This is a genomic window from Cryptobacterium curtum DSM 15641 (assembly GCF_000023845.1).
GTDB lineage: Bacteria > Actinomycetota > Coriobacteriia > Coriobacteriales > Eggerthellaceae > Cryptobacterium > Cryptobacterium curtum.
Window position 1 is genome coordinate 997,559 of the sequence record NC_013170.1, and the last position, 23,942, is coordinate 1,021,500.

A 23,942-nucleotide genomic window follows, 5' to 3' on the forward strand; every position below is an offset into this window, starting at 1 on the left:
CCAACGACCAGAAACTGTACCGACCATACGTACCGGTGGTTTGAAATCGCATAAGAGCATATTTGTGCTCAAAAAATTGATAACGGTAATTCGCCACCCGGTGAAGTAACTCCCATAAAGTAACCCAGTAAAGTAAGTAAGTAAGTAAGTAAGTAAGTAAGTAAGTTGATAGATAGATAGATAGATAGATAAACATGTAAGTAGATGAACAGGCAGGTGCCTTTCAGCACAGCAGCATATGCAGCCGCCTGTATGAAACTGCCCTCTTTCCTCGAATCTCCGTTTTAATATTGGGGTATTCCCAATATCAATGAGTTCCTGAAAAATACGTCTTCGCTATCAATTGGAATTCAGCGGCTCTTCCTCCCACAATAGAAGCAAGCAAGGGCACATGCCCGCTGCAAACAATCGCGTAGATCAATTACGGTCATTGAGGAGGATCATATGAACCCGAACGCGAAGATTACTGACGAGCAGTTTGAGGCGTATCTCAAGCAGATCCGAGAGCTCGTCGAAGGCCCCTTCGACGAGATGCAGAAGGAAATCGAGGTGACCAACAAGTTCCCCGAAGAATTCTACGAGCTGGCTAAGAAGAACGATCTGTATCGCTTCTATCTTCCCTCTCAGTATGGTGGATGGGATCTCAACGAACTTGAAATCCTGCGCGTCCAGGAAGAATTCTCTCGTGGTCCTGGCGGCATGCGCATGCATCTGCATCATGCTGCTGACATGAACTGGCGTATCCTTGACGACTACGGTCAACAAGAAGTCAAAGACGAACTGATGCCTCTGTTCCAGGATAAGTCCGTTTATTGCAACTTTGCCATTACCGAGCAGACCGGCGGCACGGGTGCTGACATTCACACCACCGCTGAAAAGCAGCCTGATGGCTCATGGATTTTGAACGGCGAAAAGTGGCTTATCAGTCACACCGACTGCTCTGACTACACCTATGTTATCGCTGTGAGCGACCCAACCAAGGAAAAGGACGACCGTCTTTCTGCTTTCCTCGTACCAAACGATGCTCCTGGCTTTGAAATTGTTGAAATGCCCCACATGATGGGCTGCCGTGGCGCTGGTCATGCAGGTCTGCGCTTCACCAACGTTAAGCTTGAGCCGAAATACCTGCTGGGCAAAGAAGGCCAGGGTATGGAAGTAGCTATCCACAGCCTGTCCGTATCGCGCGTCCATATTGCTATGAGTAACCTTGGCATGGCACAGCGCATGCTTGAACTTTCACTGAAGCGTGCTAACGACCGCATCACGTTTGGCAAGCCGATTGCTACGCGCCAGATGATCAAGGCTAAGATTGCCGATATGCAGATGATGATTCACGTACTGCGTACCGCAATTTACGATTTCGCACGCGATTACGACATTGACCCGAAGAATGACTACATCACCGAGAAGGCTGCTATCTGCAAGCTGTTCTCCATTGATACCGTCAAGCGTGTCTCTGACGAAATGCTTGAAATCTTCGGTGGCGATGGCTACTTCGAGGATAGCCCGTATGGTCCTACCGAGCGTCTGTATCGCGACTGCCGCGCTATGTGGCTTGAAGAAGGCGCCCCGAACGTTCAGCGCATCACGATTGCTCGCGAATGCCAGAACAAAGACGGCAAGGTTGTTTACAACTTCTAAAGCGGTTTAACACCAGCTTGACATCGCACTGCCGAAAAAGGGAGCTGGCACACAGGCCGGCTCCCTTTTTGCACTGAGCGTTAATCCTGCAATATCGATAGCGGGCAAGCCATCTGGTTGTGCGATGAAATCAAATCCGTGGTACGCACAATCGCTTCAGATATGCCTGAAACAGGGCCATACAAAGTAAAGCAACTAAGTGGACCACAACCTCTCGAGAAAGGGAGAAATTATGTCAAAGCCTCTTGAAGGTGTAAAGGTCATCGATCTCACGACATTTCTTGCAACCCCCACCACCGGACGGGTGCTCGGCGAATGGGGTGCCGACGTTATCAAAGTTGAAGCAGCAAAGGGCGATCCGGGCCGCGTTAATCAGGCAGCCGTATTCGGTATGCCTTCTTCAGACGAGGAAAATCTTGGCTTCGACATGGCCAATATGCATAAGCGCTTTATCAGTTTGAATCTGAAAAGCGAAAAGGGTCTCGAGGTTATGAATAAGCTTCTTGCCGATGCTGATATCTTTATCACCAATAACCGCGCAAAGAGCCTGGCAAAAATGGGGCTTGACTGGGAAAGCCTCCATGCGAAGTATCCACGCCTCATCATGGGTCATGGCCTGGGATATGGCAAGAAGGGTCCTGAAAAGGATAATGCTGGCTTCGACGTAACCTGCTATATGGGTCGCGGCGGCGTATTTGGCACAACGGTTGACAAAGACAGTTTCCCCATGATCCCCACCAATGGCTATGGTGACTTTCAAGCTTCGATGTTTTTGGCTGCAGGACTCTTGGCCGCCTATATCGCCCGCGAGAAATCTGGCGAAGGTGACTATGTAACCTGCGCGCTGCAACACGCGGCCATCTATGCCCTGTCAACCGGTATGGTATCAGCCCAGTATGGCAACCCCTACCCCAAGAGTCGCCTCGAAGTAAACAACCCCTTAAACAACGTGTTTAAGTCCAGCGACGACCAATGGGTTGTGCTGTGCTTGCCTGAATATGACCGCGACTGGCCTCGGGTACTCAAGCTTATCGGCCGTGAAGATCTGCTCGACCGCACTGACCTCGCAAGCATTGAATCGGTAAATGCCAAGGGACTCTCGCCAGAGGTTGTTCGCATCCTTGATGACGGATTCGCTCAATTCACCCGCAGCGAACTGCTGACTATGTTTACCGAAAACGATATGCCCTGCGAACCTGCTCAGGTACCTGCTGATGTATATGAAGACCAGAACGCACTCGTTAATGAATATATCGCACAGGTTCCTTACCCGAGCGGTGGCAAGTGGTGCCCAACCGCACCAGTTCAGTTTGAGGTAAGCGAAACAGCTGCGCTTGCACCCACCGGAAAACTGGGATCTTCAACCGAAGACGTTATGCGTGAACTGGGCTATAGCGACGATGAAATCAAGGCAGCCGAATCTGATGGATCAGTTTGCGGTGCGGTTGATCTTGCCGTTCTGCAGGGAAAGTAAAACGTGCTACGCAACAGTAGCTGGCAGCAATTTGGTTGATGGCAGCTAGCAGCACGCGATTAGCAGCAGCGAGCAGTAATGTAATTGATCGTAGCAGCCGACAGCAATACGGTTACTCGAAGACAGCCGCTAGAAGGCAAGGCACTCTCCATACATATGGTAGGTGCCTTGCCTGTCCTATTATTTGCAAACCCGAAGTGAGCCTCCGAACGATTTCTTAGATACATCAAGCCGCAAATCCCTTTTCCCTTCATGGATTCACTGACCCGTTACAGATTGACAGCAGTCCTAAATGGCTGATATCTGCTAAGCTAAACCCACGAAGAGTTTCACGTCTACACGTGTTCTTTCTCAGAGAAAATCGCATCGCGCAGATACGCTTCGCTCGGTCGTCAAAGGAGCACCCATGAACCTGTCTCAGCTTCAGTACTTCTGTAAATTGGCGGAACTCCAGCATTACACCAAAGCAGCTGAACAGCTCTACATCACACAGCCAACCCTTTCGAATTCTATCTCGCGACTCGAAGACGAACTGGGTGTCCCTCTCTTTGTGCGCGATGGGCGCAATGTACGCCTGACCAAGTACGGACGCGAGTTCAACGAGTATGCAAAGCAGGCACTTGCAGCAATCGACAAAGGCAAACAGCTCGCACAAGACGAGGCAGGCGAATACACGGGCACAGTTTCAATTGGTACGGTCTACACCATTGAAGACGCGTTTCTGCCTAGCATCATTAAGGAATATCGCCAGCGTTTTGGCACCAAACCGGTCATTCACGTCGCACAGGGACTTACCAATGCCCTTATAGAAGGCCTGGAAGACGACACGTATGATCTTATTTTTGGCGCCTACAAGCCCAACCGCGAAAGCTTAAACTTTATCCCAGTGACAACTCAAAGTCTGCGCGTCATGGTGCATCGAAATCACCGCTTGGCAAAGCACAAGAGCATTCCACTTTCCAGTTTGCACGGTGAGCATTTGATTACGTATCACTTTAATACGCCATTGGGTATGGAAGTAAAAACCGTGATTGGCCATGAAGGACTACTGCCGACCGAACAATACGACGATGAGATTACCCTTGCCTCAATGGTTGATGCGAATGCCTCAGCTGTTGGACTGGCACTGGCTACCTTAGGATTTAACATCTTCCCCGACTTGGTAACCATTCCGCTCGACGATGTGCCCGAAGACTTTCATACCATTTATCTAATTTACAAAAAGGGAAGCTATAAGACACCCGCTGTTCAGCATTTTATCGATGTGGCACGCGAATATGGCCACATTGAGCCCCCTATTGGATCGCTGCAACATTAGATAAATGCGAGGCACGTGACGGTTGCCGAGCGTCTACGTTCCCATGGCTAGTGAATCACCGAGTACTAGCTGAACACTAACCTGGCTGTGTCGAGTTCGAAGCGCTCGTGCACATCGAGTGAATCATATCTATTGAATCATTGCGGCATTAGATTGGACACAAAGGGGCGGCCGAGTACATCGACCACCCCTTGTGCACATAGATGTGGGTTAAGAAATTCCCCTATGTTTTGTTTGCACGCACCTGCTAAAAGGCAGCTTATAAGCTTAAAGACCAAAACATCGAAAAAGAAGTTGAGCCCATCAGTGCACGCAGCACAAGCTCTCGTTACAATTCACTGCAGCTAATCGCGTACCTTCTCAAGTGCGCTGTATCCGAACATACTCTTGAACTGGCTGATCAGATAGAGTGCCATCAAGACAGACAGAATAGCGGCGACCAACAGCAAGACCATCATGATCCATACTGCGCTTGCTTCACCCGTAGCTGAAGTCATGGCACCAACAATGCCAGGCAAGAATACCGATGCCGCACCCATGAAGGTGTAATACATACCAACATTACGACCACGCGGCCCTGGGCAGATAAGCTGACGTTGTGTAACACCGGTCTGCAGCATGCCACCAGCAGCACCAAAGCCCAGAAGAGCAATGCCCACATACACGGCGCCAGCACCAACACCCAGAGGAAGTGCCAGCAGAACAACACCCAGACCAGCTACAGCAATAATAGAGTCGATAAGAATAACCTTAACTGGATTCCACCGGAGCTTGCCCATCATGAAAGCCCAGAACAACACTGCAATGATAGAGCCAGCTGTGTAGATGGACGTCAGACCCGCAGCCGCAACAGGGTCAAGCCCTAAATGTGCCTGACCAAAGGCCTTGGAGTACTGCTGAGCGCCGTACATAATAAACATGATGACAAAGCCATAGAACAGCGTAACGAACTGAGTAAGACCATTGGGCTTCTTCAGCATTGCATCACGGGCCGCCTGAATTTCAGCCTCTGCAGCGTTTTTAGCAGCTGCTTTATCAGAATCAGAGTCGACCTTAGTCTTGCGTTGATCGTCATACACAAACGGTGTAAAAATGGCGCAAACGGTGGCGATAACTGACAGGATAATGGCAACCCACACATTGATATGCCAATCGCCCGTATTGGCAGTGGTAACAACGGTGTTTGTTGCCTTATCGAGAACGTGATTTGCATTGAGAGCAGCGAACAACGGATACACAATACCCGATACCGAAATAACTGCTTTGATACCAATTGTCGTCGCTCCAGCTTGACGCGGATTAGCTTCGGCGATAGCAGGATACAGTGCACCATCCCAGAAACCTGATGTCGCTAAACCAGACAGGAAACCAGCAACAGCAGCTACCGTTGCATTATCGGTAACCAGCATAATAACGAACGAAATCACATACAGAACGCCACCAAGAACAGCGGGGAGTTTACGCCCAATACGGTCGGAAATCTCGCCGCCAATCCACACGGAGATAAATTTACCGACGCCCGTCCAAACAATGGCGGTTGATACCGCTGCGGCACCCAACTTCGGATCAGTAAATCCCCACTGCGTATAGAAGTCAACCTGATTCTGGCTGAAGATGATTGCCTGCACGCCGTGCGTCAGATAGCACATATACACGGTGGCGATGGCAAACAGGTACTTCTTCGCCTGTTTCGCTGCACTCATTGCATCTCTCCTCATCGCATTGAGTCCTACGTATTACGCAGGTTCGTCTGTCCTCTCCCATACATAAGCCACAACATAAGAGGCAGACCTACTCGATTCATCAAGATTCATCGACTGCCGACCCGTTATGGCTCGCAAAAAGGATATATCGAACCTCATTCATAATATGGCCTGCAGAATATGAAAGCCAATTGATTAAAAGGGGGTCATATCCGCATTTATATTTCATTTTGGAATGTAAGAAGACAGAACCACCTATAGATGCTGTAAATGCGCTCACTTAAAGCACCGTACGTGTCTATCGATGTGCCAATCAGCGCACTGTGCATGCTTATTCGCGCACCATTCACAACAACAAAGGTACTGTGTGCCATAAAATGGCGTGGGTTCTACTGATACTTTTCTTTTAAAAGTGGAGAAGCAATACGCACCATAATCTGGTCGGTTCCATCAGCAATCTGGTTGCCGCGGCAGTCCTGCCAAATCCAACTTGCCCGTTCATAGGTGGTATATCCTCGTCCACCCAGTATCTGCATCGCTCTACTCGCAACGTCGCACGCCGCTTGAGGAACAAAACGCTTCATAAGGGCAACGGCGAGACGCTTATCCGAACACGACGCATCGAATGCCCAGGCCGCTTCATAGACAAGCGCACGCATTGCCCGTACGTTGATTTCCATATCAACTAACAACTGTTCAATCTGTTGAAAATCACCAATAGCCTGGCCAAATGCCTCACGCTGCTGTGCATGATGCACGGCATCTTCAAGTGCCGCCTGAGCCATTCCTAACGACTGAGCACACACGAGTGTTCTGCTAATTTCAAACACGTGAAATAAGCGCGGGAAGCCAGCCATTCCCGTATCGTCAAGCCGCCAGGAAGGATCAAGTTCAACCTGCGAAAATGAAAGGTCAGCGAAGGGTAATATCTTCTGGCCAATCTTGTCGATGGGATAGGCTTCAATCCCGTTTGTATCAAGAGGAACCAGCCAAAAAGAAAGGTGCGGACGCTCGGTTGCTTGCGTGTTAGTCTCGTCAAGGGCCGCCACCATAATCTGTGGCGCATATTCCCCATTCTCGACAAACGTTTTTCGACCATCAAGAAATAGACGGTTGCTGCGCCTCGTCACTTTTGTCTTCATACCCATCGTATCGCTGCCCGCTGCCGGCTCGGTAACCGCAAGGGAAAAAGCCAGCTTGCCAGAGGTACGGTATTCCTCAATCAACGGACGTGCTTTATCCGAAGCAGCGGCAAATTCCTGCAAGATACGCACGTGCATAATATCGCTCGCAAAGGGCAGCGACGCCCCGGCGACACGACACATTTCTTCGTTGATCAAAGCTTGTGCAAGCAGAGACCCGCTTCGATCTTCAAAACCAGCCAGCTGTGGATGACGATAGTATTCTTCGACAAACGCGCGGCGCACCTTGTCTGGTAGACCCTCGTCATGCTGCCACTGTCTAATGTTTTCTACCGTAAGGTATTCAGTGGCAAAACGTTTAAATGAATTGACAAGGCTCCTCTGTTCATTGCTGAGCGAGAAATCCATGTCCACTACCTCCAAGCCACGCGGGCATCCTAGCCAAAGCGGTACTGAACCCCCATAGTTGGACCGGGATTATCCCACTTGGCCAATATTGTCGCTTCTGCCACGATGCGGCACGTGCCACACTCAAGACAGCCAGCATAATCAAATGACTTGTGACCCTCGTCGTCTACCTTATACAAAGCCGCAGGACACACGCGTACCAGCTTAGCAAACTCTTCATCATCAACGTTATCGATATCGTCGCCTGCCAATACAATATGCGCATTTTCTTCATCGACATTGTAGTGATTTAAGGCGATTAGCTCGTCAACATTAACGGTAATCTCAGGTAGTTTCATGCTCATAGCGCCTTCAGAGCTCCCCTCACTTGTTTGAACAGCTTGAACAGGCCGCGTTGTTTGACAATCGGCATCATGCGCGCCTTTAAATGCACCTGGGGTTTCCCGTTTACTACAAAGAGCGCATTCAGAGCTTCACGTATCATCACGGGATAATCGGTAAACATCTCAGGCCAGTTTTCCATCGTGGTCGGCCATGCCTTAAATGTTTCCAGATCTTTGAGCACAAAGCTGTTTTCCATACGGCTGCGATATCCAGCAAGACTTTCTTTGCTGACGTCACCTGCGTCAAGAGCTTCAACAGCAGCTTCAGCAGCAAATCGGCCGCTTGCCACCGCAAAGTCCATGCCACGCACCTGATAACCCAGATTCATGCAGAGCATCGCCGCATCACCTGCGATAAGACACCCATCGAAGAGATAATCAGGAATCATGTTGTAGCCACCTTCGGATACCATGTGACCCGAATGCTCAACAAGCTCAGCCCCTTTGAGAATAGGCGCAACAGCGGGATGGCGTTTAAAGTCGTCAAGTGCCTGATAAATGGTCGTGTCAGACGCTGCCATATTTTTAATGGTTGCCACCAGACCTAAGCTTATCGACTCGTTGTTGGTGTAAAGAAAACCACCGCCAACACTGCCATGTGTGCAGTCGCCCACAAACAGCATGGCGGCACCTTCGCCTTCGGGAACCAGGAATCGATCCTCAATGGTGGCAGCAGGAAGCTCGAAGGTTTCTTTAATGCCCACAGCGATTTCATGATCAGCGGGGCGCGGAGCACCAAGATTACGTTCGGCAAGAAGATTATTCACCCCTTCGGCCACAATAGTAACCTGGGCCGTAATTTCGTCATCGCCTGCTTTAATGCCGATAATGCGGCCGGCATCATCCTTGAGCAACTCTTCGACGGCGATGCCGCAAATATATTCAGCACCAGCAGCCTCAGCGGTTTCAGCAAGCCATTGATCAAACGGGCCGCGCAACCCACTGTATGAATCAGAGCCAGCCGCCGCGAGTTCAGGACTCGTGAAGTCAATAGTCATGTTCGCTGCCGGATCCATCAATGCCATACGCTCGTGCGTGATCTTACGCTCGAAGGGAATATCATCAATCGTGATTTCCCCGTCTGAATAGTCGTTAAAGACGCTTCGCAGTGAATGAGCATAGATGCGCCCGCCAGTCATATTCTTAGCGCCAGCATATTCGCCGCGCTCCACCACTAAGACGGACTTACCTTTTTTGGCAGCGACATACGCTGCTATGGCACCGGCACAGCCGGAGCCGACCACGATTACGTCGAAATCGGTGTCTGCCATGCCGATTCCTTTCTCTCTTATCCCGTGCGGGGCATCCAATCAACTGTCAGTCGCCAAGGGGTGGCCTGCATGCCAGCAAATGGTTAGTTGCCGGCAGATGATCAGTTGCTAATAGATGCCCCGTTTTTCCTCAGATGTCCTTGCTTCTCCCGCTTCACAGGCGGCTTGTACTGTTTCGCTTTACGGTATCTATTCGTTACAGAGCAGCAGTAAGAGCTGGCAAGACAGTTTTTAAGTCACCGGCAAAGCCGTAATCACACTGCTTGAATATGGGTGCATTCTTGTCTTTATTTACGGCAATAATGGTTTCAGAACCGTTGCAACCAACCATGTGCTGCATCTGCCCTGAAATACCAACAGCGACATAGGTCTTCGGTGATACCACCGCACCCGATACACCCACGTATGCCTCGCGCGGGAACCAGTCGACACCTTCAGCCAAAGGACGCGTGCAGCCCACTTCAGCACCCAGCTTAGCTGCGAGATCGCGCGCAAGCGCAAGATCAGCTTCGTCGGCGAATCCACGACCGCAGGCCACGATTGCCTCTGCGCCCGCAAGGTTTACATCGCTTTCTGGCAAAGCTTCAGTGCCGGTTTTTACCACCGCGTGATCAGGTGCTTCAAAAGCAACTTCTTCAACACTGTCGGTACCAGTGGCGGCTGAGCCATCAAACACACCTGCGCCAACCGTAAAGAGCGACACCTCACCTGTCGCGCGTGCCTTGCGTACGCCCGTACCACCAAAGTACATACTTGTTGCAGTAAGGTCCTCGAAAGCGCTCACGCCCGTAATGGTAGCCGCACCCAAATGGGCTGCAAGGCGTCCCACCAACGACAGGACGTGCAAGCTCGGTTCCGCCAACACAATAGTTGCACCTGATTCATCAAAGAGACGATTGACGGTGACATAGGCGTCATCAGCCACATTGCCAGCTGGAATCTCGATATGAAACGCTGTATCAGCCACACCAGTAGGAACATCCCCCACCGAAACAATAACAACTTCTTCGGCCAGCGTACGAGCACCGCACGTTAACTCAGCGGCAGCTGCTTTCGTTTCAGCAATAACAAATGCCTTAGCCATGTTCTTTCCCTACCCTTCTTACAGCGCAGCCTTGACGGCGGCGATGAATTCATCAACGTCAGTGAAAATTTCCCGCTTGCGATCAACTTCGGCAGGGGCAGCCACCGAAACTTCTTCGACTACGGCCGCAGACGCCGCTGCAGCCCCTTCGACATTCATCGGCTTCTTGCCGGCTGCCAGAATGTCTTTCATGCCCGCAATGCGTGGCTCAGCAAACTCAGGAGCAACTGATATAACAGCCGGCAGCGGAATCTCAACTGATTCCATTTCGGTTTCTAGAAGACGCTTTGCGGAAAGGGTGTTACTAGCTAATTCAGCGGAAACGACCCCCGAAACAAAGGGAACATTAAGGGCTGCAGCAAGCTGCGCGCCGGTTTGCTTGGCGTACAAGTCAGCCGATCCATCGCCGGTGATAATGACGTCCCAGTCGCCTGCCTGCCCAGCAAGACGTGCAAGTTCGGCTGCCGTACCAAACGCATCCAGGCCAGCAACAGCATCGTCGGCAACAAGGAACAGCTCATCGACACCGCGAGCCAAAATATTTTTCTTGGTCTTGGAGTCATCCGCCTTTGCAGATCCAACCGAAATAGCTTTCACGGTAGAACCTGGATTTGCTTCGGCCAGAAGCGCTGCCGCTTCAATTGCATTCAGGTCGTAGGTAGAGACAACCTGATGCGCGCGGGAAAAGTCAAGTGATCCGTCCGAACCGGTCTTGACGTCCTGGTCATCGGGAACAATCTTGCATGCCACGAGGATGTTCATAGAGGATCCTTTCTCGAACATTCAATTCATTCATCCACACAAACGGTAAGCACTATGCACGCTCCAGCCGCAGTATGTCGTTTGCCATTGCGCCAAACACCTTGAGAAAACGAGGTATTTCCAGGTGAATAACGCACTTTCACAATACGGTGCCCCTTTAAATAACTAAAGCGGCAGTTTTCAAATTTGCCCAGATACCGTATCGCAGTGCACTGCCTATCACACAGCAGTGCTCAAGGGGCATCCTGACAGCTCAGCAACGCGCAAGATCGCTATCAGAACGCACCCTCACACAAACCTACAGAGCGTACTTTTTCGCCACTTGGCGTCCGCCGATATAGGCCATAATCTCGTGCGTGCCGCCACCAAACATGTTGCCACGCGTGTCAGCCCACAGGCGTCCAATACGCACCTCGGTGGTATACCCGAGACCCGCATATATCTGCAGTGCCATATCCGTTACTTCAAAGCACTCTTTGCAGCCGTAGCGCTTCAGAAGAGCACTCTCAAGCTGAACTGGTTCACCGTTATCCATCATCCACAGCACCTTATACAGGAACTGGCGAGTGGTCTGAACCTTGATTTCCATGTCGGTTAACAGCTCTTGAATCATTTCCTGCTTGAAGATCGGCTTTCCAAAAGCAATGCGCTGGTTAGCATACTGAGCCGCATCAGACAGTGCCGCTTGAGCCAACCCCAGCTGTTCCGCAACAATATAAGCACGTTCGACTTCGAAGTTCTTCATCAGCATCATGAAGCCCTTGCCAGCCTCACCCATACGCATATCTTCAGTCAGCACCACATCGTCGAAGTACACTTCGCAGAAGGGAATGCACTGCTGCCCGATCTTATGTAGCGCCGCCGTCGAAACACCCGGGGTGTCCATCTTGACGAGCCACAAGCTCATATCCCCGTTGTCGTGGCTGGGATCTTCATCTTTGGCAACAACGATGGTGTAGGGCAAAACCGCACCCATGGTCACCCAGGTCTTCTGACCAGACAAGAGATACGTTCCGTCGGCCTGTTTCTTCGTTACACAGGTCATCGAACGATTGTCGGAACCAGCACCAGGCTCTGAAATAGAAAGCGACGAAATGGGCCAACCGGTTTCCATGTAATGATCCATGCACATCTGTTTCTGCTCATCAGTACCGAATTCCATAATGTCAAACATCGAAAGTGAATTCTGATACAGAATGTGCATGCAGCCGCTTTTTTCATACAGACGCTCGATCATCAAGCCGATCGTCTGACGGTCGGCAGGAATCCCGCCGAACTCTTCGGGGATACCCATAAGCCCGAAACCAGCATCGCGATACGCTTCAGCAATTTCATCGGGCATAGTACCCGTCTCGTACATTTCAGCAATAGCTTCATCAGTGAAGTAGCGTTCGCAGAATTCGTCGACACTTTCTAGAAGAAGTTCTTGCTCATCGGTCAGATTGAAATCCATGTTTCCTCCTCGATCTGACGGGGAACGCCCCCGAGACGCTCAGCAGCCGATGGACATAGAATACGATGGTGGAATACACATCGGATGGTCATTTTTCTAAATCTGTCCGTATGATTTGTAAAGCACCTGTTCAGCGATGTGCATAAGGGAAAAAGGAATGCAATCGGGCGTCATTGATAGATTCAGAGAATAGAATGGGTTCAACTTGGATGCATCGCACGAGAAATGTATGCACTATACCCTCATGCGGGAACTACCGAAGACGATAAGATATACAAGAGTCAAAGCTACCAGAGGAGATAAGATAGACACCAAAGCTCAAATGACCGTAGATACCCAGCATCGCGCCGCATTACTGAGTTCAAACAAGTGCATTAAAAACAAACTGGTACATTGAACAAACCGAATGGGCGAGTCGAAAGAAGTATGCAATGTCGACACTCGATACGAAGTTGCTCATCGCAGAAACATTCATCAACCTAGTCGAAACAAACAACACGGACAAGGTGCCGATCTCTGCCATTGTGGCGGCTTGCGAAAAAAACCGTAAGACGTTCTACTACCATTTTCCCAGCCGCAATCATCTTATCGCCTGGATATTCCGCTGGGATATCGCCCAGCAATTAGAAGCGCACATCGAGAAAGATTGCCTGATCTATAAGCGTCACGACCCACTGGGTTTTGATTCGCTTGCGTATTACACCTGTATCAAATCGGGCGTCCGCACCATAGACGGACGCCCCTTCTTCCAGGCACTTGATGCCTGTCTGTGCCACCGCGCACACTACTACGCTTGTATGTTCGCCGACAACTCCCCCGACGGGCTACCAAACTACCTGTTTAATTTGTATTCCCCTGCCCTGTTAGACGATATCAAGTTTATTCTGAGCAATCGCTATCTGAAGGAAGCCAATCAGCGTTTTCTTGCCGACTTTTATACCGGCGCCGCACTTGCCTATTTCACCCGCCGCGTGCGCGAAGGGCACACCACCCCGCTTGCTGCCGAGATAGGGGCATTCGACAACATCATCCACGACTCGCTTGCCGAAGAGATCACCCGCCAGCAACGAGGGCGGGTACTCTAACACTGTCTGGCTCGCATTAAGCAGGCCCTCATGAATGCGTTCCTGAAATCAAAATCAGGCGCGTTTTGCCTTACGTGCCCGGTCACGAGATATCATGCGGTTCAAAGCATGCAGGTAGGCTTTGGTGGATGACACGATGATATCGCCATCCGAAGCGCGTCCGATAAAGACATCTCCTTCGGCACAGCGCACCCGCACTGTCACTTCGCCAAGTGCGTCAATACCATGTGTAACCGCATTGACACTAAATTCCTGCAGCTCACCCTGCACATTCATAATCTCATCGACCGCTTTAAACGCCGCATCAATAGGACCCGTACCAAAAGCGCATACCGTTTGTGTGGCCCCCTGATCGTCGCGCAGTGTCAACGTAGCTGTTGGTGTGAGAGGAAAACCGCAGCTTACCTGCACTGCCTCAAGCGTATAGATAGCATCAGTCACACGCGCCTGATCGGCCACAAGGCTTTCAAGGTCTTCGTCGTAGACTTCTTTCTTACGATCGGCCACCTCAAGAAACCGCTCATACAGTGCATCAAGCGCCGGCGGATCAAACGTATACCCTAAATGCTCAAGACGATGCTTCAAAGCAGCATGCCCACTGCGGGCTGAAAGCACAATCCGGCTTTTATCGGCACCGACTTCTTCCGGGCTGATAATTTCATAGGTGTCGCGCTTTTTGAGAACGCCATCTTGGTGAATGCCTGATGAATGCGCAAATGCATTCGCACCGACGATAGCCTTATTCGCCTGCACGCCCATACCCGTGATAGATGACACCAAATGCGAAGCGCGCGTGAATTCTCGGGTGTTGATGTCGGTATGCGCACCCAGTTCGTCTTCGTGCATGCGGATTCCCATAACCACTTCTTCCATGGCCGTATTACCCGCACGCTCACCAAGACCGTTAATGGTGCATTCAACCTGCGTTGCACCAGCGGCAACACCTGCCAAAGAAAGCGCTGTCGCCATGCCTAAATCGTTGTGGCAATGCACCGAAAGTGTGACGGTATCAATGCCATCAACATGCTCTTTCAAGTACTGAATGCGCCGACCGAATTCATCAGGTAGCGAATACCCTGTAGTATCAGGAATGTTCACCACAGTCGCACCCGCGAATATCACGGCCTGAATCACCCGTGCGAGAAACGCATAATCAGCACGCCCCGCATCCTCAGCATAAAATTGAACGTCATCGCATAGATTGCGCGCATAGCGAACGCAATGCACGGCTCGCTCGACACATTCATCTTCGGAAATACGCAGCTTATCACGCAAGTGACTCGGTGATACACCCAACCCCGTATGAATGCGCGGGCGAGCTGCCGTAGCAAGAGCAGCGGCAGCAGCATCAATGTCTTTTTCAACCGCGCGCGTAAGAGCAACAACCACCGCGCTATCGCCAACCGCTTCAGCAATGCGTTGAACGCTTTCGAAGTCTCCGGGCGACGAAACGGGAAATCCTGCCTCAATTGCATCAACGTTTAAGCGCACGAGTTGACGAGTAACGGAAAGCTTTTCTTCCGTATTCATAGAAGCGCCAGGCGATTGTTCGCCATCACGCAGTGTCGTATCAAGAATGTCTATCTTGCGTGTCACCGTATCTCCTACGCTATCGTTTGATCCAGCTAAACATGTTGCGAATTTCTTCGCCAACCTGTTCGATTTCGTGGTTCGCATATTCAGCACGCTTGCTCAGCAGCACTTCATGTCCACGATCGCAATCGTCGATAAACTCTTTCGCAAACGATCCATCTTGAATGCGGGCAAGAATGGTACGCATCGCTGCCTTGGTGTCTTCGGTAATAATCCGCGGACCAGCGTAATAGTCACCATATTCAGCTGTATTGGAAATGGAGCTACGCATACCATGCATACCGTTTTCGTACATGAGGTCCACAATCATTTTCATTTCATGGTACACCTCAAAATACGCCAACTCACCCGGATAGCCAGCCTCAGTCAGCACTTCGTATCCTGCTTCGATCAGGTGAGTAACCCCGCCGCAGAGCACCGCCTGTTCGCCAAAGAGATCCTCTTCAGTTTCGTCTTTAAAGGTACTCTTAATAACCCCCGCGCGCGTGCCGCCGAGCCCCCACGCATACGATAAGGCAATATCCCAGGCATCCTCGGTAAAGTCTTGCTGCACGCAGATAAGATCAGGAACGCCGGATCCTTCAGTAAATTGGCGACGCACAATATGACCAGGGCCTTTTGGCGCCACCATGATGACGTTAACATCCTTGGGCGGCACGATGTATCCAAAATGGATGTTGAATCCATGTGCAAAGGCAAGCGTATCGCCTGGTTGCAGATGCGGGACAATATCTTGAGCGTACACCGCACGCTGACTTTCATCAGGTGTCAAAATCATAATCACATTGGCTTCGCGAGCCGCTTCAGCAGTGGTCATAACTTTCAAACCAGCCTCTTCTGCGATCTTCCAAGAAGATGAATCACGGCGCAGGCCAACACGTACATCGCAACCTGAATCATGCAGATTAAGCGCATGAGCATGCCCTTGTGAACCATACCCAATAATGGCAATTTTCTTTCCTTGAATGATTGCTGGATTTGCATCCTCTTCGTGCAAGATGGTGACAGCCATGGTAAGACTCCTTTTCTCGTGGCTGATATCAAACGAATGAAACGATTAATCGAGCTTTCCGCGCGGGGCGGCTATTTTCTTCGGTTCCCCACATAAGGCAGCTATTTTCTCGGTTCCCCACGCAAGACGACTATTTTCCTGGCTCCCCGCGCGAGACGGCTATTTTCCCGGTACGGGTGATTTCCTTAATGCCATAGGCACGCAGGAGATTTTCAAGGCCCGAAAGCTTACTTTCATCCCCCGTTGCCTCGATGGTAAGCGACTGATTGGCAACATCGACAATCTTTGCGCGAAACACGTTGGCGATCTCGATAACTTCGCTGCGCTTTTCTGGTGGGGCGACAACCTTAATAAGTACGAGCTCGCGGACGATTGCGGCATCATCAGCTATTTCGTTAATCTTGTAGACGCTTACTAGTTTATGAAGCTGCTTAGTAACCTGCTCAAACAAAACTTCATCGGCGCACACAACAGCCGTTAGACGCGACATATTCACGTCTTCAGTCGGCGCGACCGCCAGTGATTCAATATTGAACCCGCGGCGCGAAATAAGACCCGTTACGCGACTGAGCACACCCGGTTTATTTTCAACCAGAATAGAAAGGATATGCCTACTCATCCTACTCATGAGAAGACCTCCTTTCACCCCGCGGCGAACTTTGTGTGCGAGCAGAAGCAGAAGCACGATCAGTATCTTCGTCGATCTGCTGGGAAATATCACCCAGTGAAACGGCCCCAATAACATCATCAATAGCAGCACCGGGCGCAACCATTGGGAATACCTTTTCGTCAATTGGTATACGCACATCAAGTAACGCTGGACCGTGAGCAGCGAGCAAGCGTTTATACGCCGCAACCACCTGCTTGGAATCGCTCACCCGCTCACCCTGCCAGCCATATGCTTCGGCAACCTTTACAAAATCGGGATTAGACGAAAGAAGCGTGCTGCTAAATCGGCGATGGTAGAACAAATCTTGCCACTGATGAACCATTCCCAGAGCATCGTTGTCAAAAATAATTACCTTCACGGCAAACCCTTGAGCTGCGGCTGTCGCCATTTCCTGAATGCACATCTGGAAGCTTCCATCGCCCGTAATGCAAACTACCTGCGCGCTCGCGTTGCCCATCTGCGCCCCAAGGGCCGCAGGCAGCCCATAGCCCATGGTACCGGCTCCGCCACTTGAAAGAAAGGTACGCGGACGATCACGATCGATGTACTGAGCAGCCCACATCTGATGCTGGCCGACATCGGTAACAACAATTGAGGATTGTCGATCAAGTACCTCAGAAAGTGCTGCCATGGCACCTTCTGGCGCAATGGAACCCGAAGGTGATGTAATCCCTGGATGCGCATAGGGATGTCGCGTGCGCCAATCATCAATCTTTTTCAACCAGGCATCGCTTTGCACCGTGGCTTGACGCTTACGCAACGTGGCAATAATACCCGCCAAAGCCGGCTTTGCATCACTTACCAGAGGGATATCGGCCATACGGCGTTTACCGATTTCAGCAGGGTCGATATCAATATGAATCACCTGCGCATGCGGCGCAAACGCCTGTATCTTTCCCGTCACGCGATCAGAAAAACGTGCACCAACGGCAATGAGCGTGTCGCAGTGAGTCATTGCATAGTTGGCAAATCGCGAGCCATGCATACCTACCATGCCTAAGTCGAGTGGATGGTCGTTAGGGAAGGCGTCTTTGCCGATAAGAGTAGTGACCACCGGTATGCGCATTAATTCGGCAAGTTCAACCAGTTCAGAGGTTGCTCCTGACGAAGTGATACCACCACCGGCATACAACAGTGGCCGTGATGCCCCCGCAATAAGATCTGCTGCTTGACGCACCTGTTTAGCATTAGGCTTCATAGTTGGCTTGTAGGACGGTAAATTGCTACTCTGCGGATAATGAAATTCAATCTGTGCTGCTAACAGGTCGCTCGGAATGTCAATAAGCACAGGTCCGGGACGACCGGTCGCCGCAATATGAAACGCATCGCAAAACGTTTGCGGTAAATCATCGACCCGCTGAAGCAAATAGCTATGTTTCACAATAGGCATCGTGATGCCAACAATGTCTGATTCTTGGAATGCATCGGTACCAATAATCGTGCGGGGCACCTGCGCACAAATAACCACCAACGGCACGCTATCCATATACGCTGTTGCAATGCCGGTAACCGTATTTGTCGCACCAGGACCGCTGGTCACCAACACCACGCCAACGCGCCCAGTTGCACGCGCATAACCATCAGCCATATGTGTTGCGCCCTGTTCATGACGAGCAAGCACATGATGAAGACGCTTTGAATCGTAGAGGGCATCATACATCTTAATAGCTTGGCCACCGGGATACCCAAACAGAACATCAACGCCTTCAGCCTCAAGCGAAGCAATAACAGCCTGGGCACCGGTTAATAAACTGCCTTCATGTTCGCTAGCGCTTCCTGGCCGTTCTATAACGTGGCAAGAATTTTGAGCGGTTCCACTCATCCGAAATACGCCCCCTTATCAGCACTCGAAACCAACTTGGCATAACGGGCAAGAACTCCCGTGGTGTATTTCGGTTTGGGAGCCTGCCAAGCAGCCCGACGACGCGCCAGTTCATCGGCAGGCACATCGAGCTCAATTGTGCCGGCATCAAGATCGATCCGAATAACATCGCCGTCATGCACAAAGGCAATCGGACCCCCCGCTGCCGCTTCAGGACTCACATGGCCAATGCACGGTCCCTTTGTAGCGCCGGAAAAACGCCCATCGGTAATAAGCGCAACTGAATCAGCCAGCCCCATACCGAAAATCGCACTGGTCGGCGTTAACATTTCGCGCATACCAGGACCACCTGATGGCCCTTCATAACGAATAACTACAACAGCACCGGGAACGATTTTGCCGGCAAATATCGCTTCACAGGCTGCTTCTTCACTGTCAAATACCTGCGCAGGACCAGCATGCTGTCGCATGGCAGCAGAAACAGCACTTTGCTTAACCACACAGGCATGAGGAGCAAGATTGCCCCGCAGCACGCGCAAACCACCCTGCGCGCTATAGGCGTTTTCAATAGTGTGAACAACCTCGCCATCAGGCGTCGGACAGGCGTCTATCCATTCGCGCATCGTACCATGGCAGGTCAGTGCTGCCTCATCAAGCAAGCCAGCGCGCCCCAGCTCACCGATGACGGCCGCCACGCCACCCTGCGCATTAAGGTCTTCGATGTGCAGCGGACCAGCTGGTGCAATGCGCGTGATATTCGGCGTGTGCTGACAAATGGCATCCCAGTCATCCATCGAAACGGGGCAACCGGCTGCATGGGAGATAGCCGTTAAGTGCAGCATCGTATTTGTTGAACCGCCAAAAGCCATGTCAAGCGCCATACCATTATGCAGCGCATGTTCATTGATAATGTCGAGTGCGCATATATTGTTGGCAACAAGATCCATAACTTTCATGCCGGCGTGCTTGGCTAAGCGAACCCGCTCGCTATATACCGCAGGAATCGTGCCATTACCTGGTAGTGCGATACCCAATGCCTCGCACAAACAACCGATAGAGTTAGCTGTAAACATGCCCGAGCAGCTTCCGCAGGTGGGACAAGCGCTATCCTCATACCACTTACACTTATCTTCACTCATCGTGCCGGCCGTCACAGCACCAACTGCGTCAAACAACGTGTTGAGATCAGTCTCGCTGCCATCCTGATCACGACCAGCCAACATAGGGCCTCCGGTGACCACGACGGTGGGAATATTAAGGCGACAAGCAGCTATCAACATACCAGGAACCACCTTATCGCAGCTTGGTATCAGCACCATGCCGTCGAAGCGATGCCCCTGCACCACACATTCAACTGAATCAGCTATCACTTCACGACTCGCAAGCGAATAGCGCATGCCTTCATGGTTCATCGCGATGCCATCGCAAATGCCAATCGTATTGACTTGAGCTGGTGTTCCACCTGCCATGCGAATACCAGCTGAAACAGCATCAGCAATCGTTTGCAGATGCAAATGCCCAGGAATAATTTCGTTGCGCGAAGATACCACCGCAATAAGCGGACGAGCGAGTTCTTCGTCGGTAAAGCCGTCGGCCTTTAACAGGCTGCGGTGCGGGGCGCGTGCGAGACCCTTCTTAATCGCATCGCTTCTCATCGGCACTTCCCTTCTCCCTTACTTGCCGAAGAGGTGCGCCAAAAGAAAAAACCCGGAGCAAGCCGCTGCGGGTTTCAGACATCAGGGAAACCGAGGGTATAGATATCCCTCGACGACACTATCGGCTGCCACCGGCTCGGCTTACTGGCGCCCGCCGAGCAGAAAGGTCATCCCTACTCAGTCGTGCGCGTTCGATCGAACTGCTCCAAGGGATTTCAGAACGTCCACCACAGGCTCGCAGTACCGCCTGTTTGCTGAAAAGATGGATGGCCCTTACTGATCCTCTTCAACGCATGCACTCTTCAATTTTTGTGCAGTATAGACCCTCAGCAAAGCGCCGCGACAGAGCAAACGAAAGCACACACAAAGCATTCACTTGCGTACATTGGAGTGCGATAGCATTTGATAAGATAGTGTTATGCACGATAGCGCTGGCGGCAGCCGTATCCTTATACGCTACGCCATGTGCGCATATATTTACATATCGCGCTGTGTACGGCACCGAATACGTTTATGTATCACACCGTATACACGCAGGTTATACGTATTACGCGCGGGCACCATACGTGTCGTAATATGCGTCAATAGCTGCTTTCATCTTGTCGTCAATGACTACCCGTCCCTGACAGGGGCGATTATGCAGCCAGGCAGTGACCTCAGCCATCGAAACAATGGCAGCAGTAGGAAATCCGTAGCGCTCTGACACTTCATCGATAGCAGCCTTGACGCCACCCCGACCAACTTCCATTCGATTCAGCGACACCATCAGGCCCCGCACATCAACATCTGCGGCTGCTGTAATAAGGGGATAGGTCTCATCGATACTTTTGCCTGACGTAGTAACGTCTTCCACCATAATCACGCGGTCACCATCGACAAGGGCGGCACCAAGCAGGTTGCCCCCTTCACCATGATCCTTCGCTTCCTTGCGATTGCTGCAATAGCGCACTTCTTTACCATACAGTTCGTGGTAAGCCATCGCTGTGACAACAGCCAAAGGAATGCCTTTATAGGCCGGGCCAAAAACAACGTCGAATTCATCACCAAAGCGCTCATGAATAGCGCGCGCATAATAGCAGCCCAAGCGATGAAGTTGGTCACCCGTCACATAGGCGCCAGCATTCATGAAAAACGGTGAAACACGACCACTTTTGAGCGTAAATGAACCGAATTTAAGCACACCCGATTCAACCATGAATTCAATGAATTCCTGCTTGTACTGATCCATACCCGTTCCCCTCATGCTGTTTACTGTGCAAGCGTCAGCTGTGAGCTCGTGGCTCTCGCGCCAACTGAACGCTCCTATCAGTTGCACACTATTATTAACTGCGCACTACTATAACCCGATGACAAGCTTGTCGAGATGGTTTTAGTTGCACATTACTGTTGACTAGACACTACTATAACGTGCGCTGTTTTAGGAAAGCTTTTCAAGAATGCCAATAACAAGCGCGGCAAAATCATCTTGATACGCCGACGCAGTCGCAAGCACCGCTTCACCATTTGCTGCATTGGCATCGCAGGTATCTGTTTCGCCGAGGCCAGCTGCACAATTGGTAATAAGGGAAAGGCCGAGCACGCGCATGCCAACATGGCGCGCAGCGATGACTTCTTCAACCACACTCATGGCAACCGTATCGGCACCCCACGAACGAAACATCCGAATCTCTGCCGGTGTTTCGAAACTCGGGCCCAAAACCCCCAGGTAAACGCCCTCATGAAGAGTGATACTTTTCTCACTCGCAACAGTATGAGCCGTCGCGCGCAACGTAGCATCATACGCAGCCGTCATGGAAAAGCAGCGCTCTGCCAATTCAGATGGATCAATACCAACAATGGGGTTGCGCCCCGTAAAATTAATGTGATCGCTTATCGCGCAGAAGTCACCCGGAGCAAATGATTTATTCAGAGCCCCGGCTGCATTAGTTGTGATAACGGTCTCAATGCCTAACCGATGCATGAGCCAAATGGGGAACGCTACATCTTGGGCTGTATAGCCCTCATAGGCGTGCAGACGACCCTGCATAGCAAGCACGGTCTGACCACCAAGTTCACCACAGACGAAACGGCCAACATGCCCTGCCGCCGTTACCGTCTTCATATGCGGCACCTCAGTAAAGTCGATATGTACCGCATCTGCAATCTTATCGGCCAGCGGATTCAAGCCACTGCCCAGTACAAGCCCAATCTGCGGACTGCGACCATGCAGCCTCTGGCGAAGAAACAACATCGCTTCGGCAAGTTGTTCGTCAAGGACATTAAAATCGTACATTCACATCACCTCGGAGGGGATTATCCAGCAAATTACACCGGAGATATGGTCGAAAGGGGTTTGTGGGCGATAAGGACACGCGGGCGGCCAGCAAGGTCCTGCGCAATACGAATGTCATCAAACCCAGCAGCAGCGGCAAGGCTGCGTGCCTGCGAAAGACAGTCCTCATGTAATTCAACCGCAAGAACGCCACCCGGGACCAACAAAGCAGGTGCTTGATCGAGCAGGCGCCGAAATACATCAAGTCCATCCTCCCCGCCATCAAGCGCCAAACGCGGCTCGAAAGCAGTTACCTCTTGATCAATCGATTGAAGAACATCCGTGGGAATATACGGAGGGTTCGAAATAACAAGATCAACTGTACCCTGCCAGTTCGGATCAACACCGTCAAGCACGTTGCAAGACACGACGTCAACCCGATCAGATACGGAAAGATCAGCAGCATTTTCAGCGGCAAGAGCGCACGCTTCCGCAGAAATATCAGTGGCAATTATTGAAGATGAGGGAACCTCACGCGCAAGAGAAGCAGCAATGCAACCCGTGCCGGTGCAGGCATCCACAAACCGCAGTGGCAGAGGTGCTACTGGCAGGGTAAGCGGGTTGTCTTCTGCTTCGTTTTTGTTGGTGTTAGCTCCTATAACCGCTTCGCTGTTATAGGTAGAATTACCTCGTTCTTCCAAAGCCTGCTTCAAGGCATTATCGGCAACAGTAGTAGAAGCACCAGCTGCTGTCATCTGCGCCTGTAGTTCACGCCGTAAAAGGCTTTCGCGCTCGAACGAGCGCCATTCATCAATGCGCGGCTTGAGCTCTGATAGTGCTTCGCTCATCAGTACTTCAGTTTCCGGACGTGGTATCAGCACACCGGGACGTACCTTTATGGTAATAAAGCGAAAATCAACTGATCCGGTAATGTATTGCAGTGGCTCCCCCGCCGCACGACGGCGGGTATACTCACGCAAAATAGTGCGTTCCTCAGCTGACAGTGGCCGGTCAATATCGGCATAGAGCGCTATGCGACTGCAGCCAAGCGCTTCAGACACAAGCCACTGAGCTGCAAGACGGGGATTTGTATCTCCCCGATCAGAAAGATATCTTTCAATCCAGCTTAGGATTTTCCGCACGGTCCACGGCTCGCCCGCTTGCGTGCCTACCTCTTCTGCTGTCATGTTCGTTATACCCTGAAGATCACTTACG

At 51.2% G+C, this 23,942-nt stretch carries 19 protein-coding genes; 4 read left to right on the plus strand and 15 right to left on the minus strand.

All coding sequences use genetic code 11. The annotated features are described in order from the left end of the window. Window positions 1-444 precede the first annotated feature (444 nt). The 3 genes from CCUR_RS04305 (at window position 445) to CCUR_RS04315 (ending at window position 4,433) form a co-directional block, all read left to right on the plus strand. Window positions 445-1,641, plus strand: a complete 1,197-nt coding sequence (locus CCUR_RS04305) for an acyl-CoA dehydrogenase family protein (RefSeq protein ID WP_012803259.1) — start codon at window positions 445-447, stop codon at window positions 1,639-1,641. Window positions 1,642-1,873: 232 nt separating this feature from the next. Next, a complete protein-coding gene (locus tag CCUR_RS04310) occupies window positions 1,874-3,115 on the plus strand; it encodes a CaiB/BaiF CoA transferase family protein (protein ID WP_012803260.1) in 1,242 nt (413 codons plus the stop codon). A 406-nt stretch (window positions 3,116-3,521) separates the two neighbouring features. Further along, window positions 3,522-4,433: a LysR family transcriptional regulator gene (locus CCUR_RS04315; protein WP_012803261.1), complete on the plus strand. Its 912-nt coding sequence runs from the start codon at window positions 3,522-3,524 to the stop codon at window positions 4,431-4,433. Between the two features lie 344 nt (window positions 4,434-4,777). On the opposite strand, the gene CCUR_RS04320 is transcribed toward CCUR_RS04315, so the two are convergent. The 7 genes from CCUR_RS04320 to CCUR_RS04350 form a co-directional block, all read right to left on the minus strand. After that, window positions 4,778-6,136, minus strand: coding sequence for an MFS transporter (locus tag CCUR_RS04320; RefSeq protein ID WP_012803262.1), 1,359 nt, complete (start codon window positions 6,134-6,136; stop codon window positions 4,778-4,780). Window positions 6,137-6,525: 389 nt separating this feature from the next. Continuing rightward, entirely contained in the window at window positions 6,526-7,686 is a 1,161-nt protein-coding gene (locus tag CCUR_RS04325) for an acyl-CoA dehydrogenase family protein (protein WP_012803263.1), read from the minus strand. A gap of 29 nt (window positions 7,687-7,715) precedes the next feature. Then, on the minus strand, window positions 7,716-8,024 hold the full coding sequence (locus CCUR_RS04330) for a ferredoxin family protein (protein WP_012803264.1): 309 nt from the start codon (window positions 8,022-8,024) through the stop codon (window positions 7,716-7,718). 2 nt (window positions 8,025-8,026) lie between these two features. Beyond that, a complete protein-coding gene (locus tag CCUR_RS04335) occupies window positions 8,027-9,340 on the minus strand; it encodes an FAD-dependent oxidoreductase (RefSeq protein WP_012803265.1) in 1,314 nt (437 codons plus the stop codon). A 196-nt stretch (window positions 9,341-9,536) separates the two neighbouring features. After that, entirely contained in the window at window positions 9,537-10,424 is an 888-nt protein-coding gene (locus CCUR_RS04340; RefSeq protein WP_012803266.1) for an electron transfer flavoprotein subunit alpha/FixB family protein, read from the minus strand. An 18-nt stretch (window positions 10,425-10,442) separates the two neighbouring features. After that, complete coding sequence (locus CCUR_RS04345) at window positions 10,443-11,186, minus strand: adenine nucleotide alpha hydrolase family protein (protein ID WP_012803267.1); 744 nt, start codon at window positions 11,184-11,186, stop codon at window positions 10,443-10,445. A gap of 298 nt (window positions 11,187-11,484) precedes the next feature. Then, window positions 11,485-12,639, minus strand: coding sequence for an acyl-CoA dehydrogenase family protein (locus tag CCUR_RS04350; protein WP_012803268.1), 1,155 nt, complete (start codon window positions 12,637-12,639; stop codon window positions 11,485-11,487). Between the two features lie 431 nt (window positions 12,640-13,070). On the opposite strand from CCUR_RS04350, the gene CCUR_RS04355 reads away from it, so the two are divergent. Further along, a complete protein-coding gene (locus CCUR_RS04355) occupies window positions 13,071-13,724 on the plus strand; it encodes a TetR/AcrR family transcriptional regulator C-terminal domain-containing protein (RefSeq protein WP_012803269.1) in 654 nt (217 codons plus the stop codon). Window positions 13,725-13,778: 54 nt separating this feature from the next. Here CCUR_RS04355 and CCUR_RS04360 read toward each other — a convergent pair whose 3' ends face one another. The 8 genes from CCUR_RS04360 to CCUR_RS04400 all read right to left on the minus strand — a co-directional run bounded on the left by CCUR_RS04360 (window position 13,779) and on the right by CCUR_RS04400 (window position 23,914). After that, window positions 13,779-15,320, minus strand: a complete 1,542-nt coding sequence (locus tag CCUR_RS04360; protein WP_012803270.1) for a 2-isopropylmalate synthase — start codon at window positions 15,318-15,320, stop codon at window positions 13,779-13,781. Between the two features lie 13 nt (window positions 15,321-15,333). Beyond that, on the minus strand, window positions 15,334-16,329 hold the full coding sequence (gene ilvC, locus CCUR_RS04365) for a ketol-acid reductoisomerase (protein ID WP_012803271.1): 996 nt from the start codon (window positions 16,327-16,329) through the stop codon (window positions 15,334-15,336). 130 nt (window positions 16,330-16,459) lie between these two features. Next, the gene (gene ilvN / locus CCUR_RS04370; protein WP_012803272.1) at window positions 16,460-16,948 is read right to left on the minus strand and encodes an acetolactate synthase small subunit; all 489 of its coding nucleotides are present in this window, start codon (window positions 16,946-16,948) and stop codon (window positions 16,460-16,462) included. A gap of 1 nt (window position 16,949) precedes the next feature. Next, window positions 16,950-18,821 (minus strand): biosynthetic-type acetolactate synthase large subunit, encoded by a 1,872-nt coding sequence (gene ilvB / locus CCUR_RS04375; protein ID WP_012803273.1) that lies wholly within the window; start codon window positions 18,819-18,821, stop codon window positions 16,950-16,952. After that, window positions 18,818-20,476: a dihydroxy-acid dehydratase gene (gene ilvD / locus CCUR_RS04380; RefSeq protein WP_012803274.1), complete on the minus strand. Its 1,659-nt coding sequence runs from the start codon at window positions 20,474-20,476 to the stop codon at window positions 18,818-18,820. Before ilvD ends, ilvB begins: the two co-directional genes overlap by 4 nt. Before the next feature lie 547 nt (window positions 20,477-21,023). Continuing rightward, window positions 21,024-21,704, minus strand: coding sequence for an orotate phosphoribosyltransferase (gene pyrE, locus CCUR_RS04390; protein WP_012803275.1), 681 nt, complete (start codon window positions 21,702-21,704; stop codon window positions 21,024-21,026). A gap of 189 nt (window positions 21,705-21,893) precedes the next feature. Next, window positions 21,894-22,748 carry a purine-nucleoside phosphorylase gene (locus CCUR_RS04395; RefSeq protein ID WP_012803276.1) on the minus strand — a complete coding sequence of 285 codons (855 nt, stop codon included), beginning with the start codon at window positions 22,746-22,748 and terminating at the stop codon, window positions 21,894-21,896. 32 nt (window positions 22,749-22,780) lie between these two features. Further along, on the minus strand, window positions 22,781-23,914 hold the full coding sequence (locus CCUR_RS04400) for a N5-glutamine methyltransferase family protein (protein WP_012803277.1): 1,134 nt from the start codon (window positions 23,912-23,914) through the stop codon (window positions 22,781-22,783). Window positions 23,915-23,942: the final 28 nt, after the last annotated feature.